Source organism: Pseudomonas sp. GM24 (genome assembly GCF_000282235.1).
GTDB lineage: Bacteria > Pseudomonadota > Gammaproteobacteria > Pseudomonadales > Pseudomonadaceae > Aquipseudomonas.
Map to the genome: position 1 here is coordinate 1 of NZ_AKJR01000334.1, position 2,910 is coordinate 2,910.

Consider the following 2,910-nt stretch of genomic DNA (forward strand, 5'->3'; position numbering starts at 1 on the left):
AAATCTGAAAACCGCATAGATCGGCTCCCTTTCCCCCTCGCCCCCCATGGGGGAGAGGGTTGGGGTGAGGGGGAAAAGATTTCAAGCCATGCACACATCGCATATTCAATTCAGATCTTAATAAATAGCTTCTTATTCCTTAACGAATATAAATCCCCTCCCTATACTCGTCCAGGAACAGACACGACGCAGGAGAGCTCCCCATGCGCAACGAATCAATCCGCTACCTGATTGTGCCGGGCTGGCAAGGATCGCCAGAAGATCATTGGCAAAGCCACTGGCAAAACAGCCTGCCGAACAGCGCGCGGGTCGAGCAGGCCGATTGGCTGACGCCGCGTCGTGAAGACTGGGTGGCGGCACTGGCCGAGGCGATTGCAGCCGACAGCACGCCGGTCATTCTTATCGCCCACAGCCTCGGCTGCATCACCGTTGCCCATTGGGCAGCCACGGCGCCGCTGCAATATCTGCGTCAGGTACGCGGTGCCTTGCTGGTCGCGCCAGCGGACGTCGAACGTCCGGCCTGCGCGCCAGCCCTGCGCAACTTTGCACCGATTCCGACGGATCTGCTGCCGTTCCCGAGCCAGGTGGTCAGCTCCGATAACGATGCTGCCGTCAGTGCACCGCGAGCGCTTGAACTGGCGCGCAACTGGGGCGCCGAAGCGGGGATTCTTGCTGGCGCCGGACACATCAACGTCAAGTCCGGGCATCAGCGTTGGGAGCAGGGTTTTGCCTATCTCTATCGCCTGCAAAACCGCTTGGAACACCACGCCCGCCGCCGCGCCTGATTTTATTTCTTTCAACGCCCCCGTCTCCCGGCGGTTTTGGGCGGGAGTCTGCCATGAGTTTCGAAACGTTCGGTCAGCCGTTGCTGACCTTTCCCGATGCAGAAAAAAGCCCCCTGAGCATTCGCGCCAAAGCGCTGGTGTTTGTCGATCCGCGCTCGCGTCAGTTGCGCGAAGAGCTTGAGCAATTGGCGCCACGATCGGTCTCGGTGTTGATACGTGGCGAGACCGGTACCGGCAAGGAACTGCTCGCCCGGCACATCCATCGCGCCAGCGACCGCAGTGGTCTGTTCGTCTCTGTCAATTGCGGCGCCATCAGCCCGACCTACGCCGATGCAGAACTGTTTGGCTATGCCGCCGGCACCTACAGCGGTTCGGCGAGCAGTCGCGCGGGCTGGTTCGGTTCGGCCAATGGCGGCACCTTGTACCTGGATGAAATCGGCGACTTGCCGCTGCCGATCCAGATCAAACTACTGGCAGCGCTGGAAAACCACGAAGTCACCCGTGTCGGAGCGCATCAGCCGAGCCCGGTGGATGTGCGCCTGGTCGCGGCGACCAGCATCGATCTGGCGCAAGCGGTGGACGCCGGAAAATTTCATGAGCGCCTTTATCACTATTTGAGCGAAGGGCAACTGGAGTTGCCCGCCTTGCGCGCGCGCATCGGCGACATTCTTTCGCTGGCCGAGTATTTCCTTGGCATCTATAGCCAGCGTCTGGACTTGCCGGTGCCATTGATCAGCGAAGCGGCGCAGCATGTGCTCGAACAACACAGTTGGCCGGGCAACACCCGCGAGCTGGAAAACGTCATTCACTTTGCCTTGCTGGTGAGCACCGGCGACGAGATTCTCCCGGAGCACCTGAATCTGCCCGAGGTGTCTGGGCCGCAGCTTCAGATCGAACGGCTGGTTGCACAAATCAACATCGGCGGCAGCGTCGATGAGCGTAAGGCCTTGAAAGATTTGCTGATTCGTTTGAGTGAGGGTTTGTAACCGTTTCGTTCAACATGAACAAAATGGAATATGAAGCTGAATAAACGTTATTGTCCGGGAATAAAAAATCCCGGTATTGTCCGACCCACGCCAGCGATATCACTTCACTGGCACACGTATTAATGCCGTCGTCGATGACGACCGTGATTTTCGATAAGGACACTGCATGAAAAAGGTTCTGTTGTTTACCGCATTGGCGGCTGCTCTGACTGCTTCCCTGGCCAATGCCGGCGAGAAACTGGTGGTTGCTGCGACCCCGGTGCCGCACGCTGAAATCCTTGAGCTGATCAAACCGACCCTGGCCAAAGAAGGCGTGGATCTGGAAATCAAAGTGTTCACCGACTACGTTCAGCCGAACGTACAGGTTGGCGAGAAGCGTCTGGACGCCAACTACTTCCAGACCCTGCCGTACCTGAACAGCTTCAACCAGGGTAAATACAAGGACGACAAATCCAAGTACCTGGTGACCGTGCAGGGCGTGCACGTTGAACCGTTCGGTGGTTACTCGAGCAAGTACAAGACCCTGGCTGAACTGCCGGACGGCGCCACCATCGCCATCCCGAACGAAGGCAGCAACAGCGGCCGTGCGCTGATCCTGCTGCAGAAGGCTGGCCTGATCGAGCTGAAAGATCCGAAAAATGCTCTGGCAACGCCGAAAGACATCGCCAAGAACCCGCACAACTTCAAGTTCAAGGAACTGGAATCGGCCCTGCTGCCACGCGTTCTGAAGGAAGTTGATCTGGATATGATCAACACCAACTACGCGCTGGAAGCCAAGCTGAACCCGCAGAAAGATGCGCTGGTGATTGAAGGTGCTGACTCGCCGTACGTGAACTTCCTGGTGGCCCGTGAGGACAACAAGAACAGCGACGCGATCCAGAAACTGGCCAAAGCCCTGACCAGCCCGGAAGTCAAAGCGTTCATCGAGAAGAAGTACAACGGCGCGGTACTGCCGGCGTTCTGATCTGACGCTGGAACCACCCCCTTCAAGGTGTGAAAACGCCGATGGCCAGCGATGGTCATCGGCGTTTTTGTGTGCGTGCGGAAAGCGGCCCTCACCCTAACCCTCCCGAAACGTCGGACCGCCCAGAGGTAGAGGGGACTGAATGGGGGATATTGACGCAATACGCCGACGTGAA

At 58.1% G+C, this 2,910-nt stretch carries 3 protein-coding genes; all 3 read left to right on the forward strand.

Annotation, left to right across the window (positions count from 1 at the left end; all coding sequences use genetic code 11):
* Positions 1-203: 203 nt before the first annotated feature.
* Complete coding sequence (locus tag PMI23_RS27905) at positions 204-785, forward strand: alpha/beta hydrolase (RefSeq protein ID WP_007918704.1); 582 nt, start codon at positions 204-206, stop codon at positions 783-785.
* Positions 786-838: 53 nt separating this feature from the next.
* Positions 839-1,771 (forward strand): sigma 54-interacting transcriptional regulator, encoded by a 933-nt coding sequence (locus PMI23_RS27910; RefSeq protein WP_007950263.1) that lies wholly within the window; start codon positions 839-841, stop codon positions 1,769-1,771.
* A gap of 166 nt (positions 1,772-1,937) precedes the next feature.
* Positions 1,938-2,735 carry a MetQ/NlpA family ABC transporter substrate-binding protein gene (locus PMI23_RS27915; RefSeq protein WP_007918708.1) on the forward strand — a complete coding sequence of 266 codons (798 nt, stop codon included), beginning with the start codon at positions 1,938-1,940 and terminating at the stop codon, positions 2,733-2,735.
* Positions 2,736-2,910 lie beyond the last annotated feature (175 nt).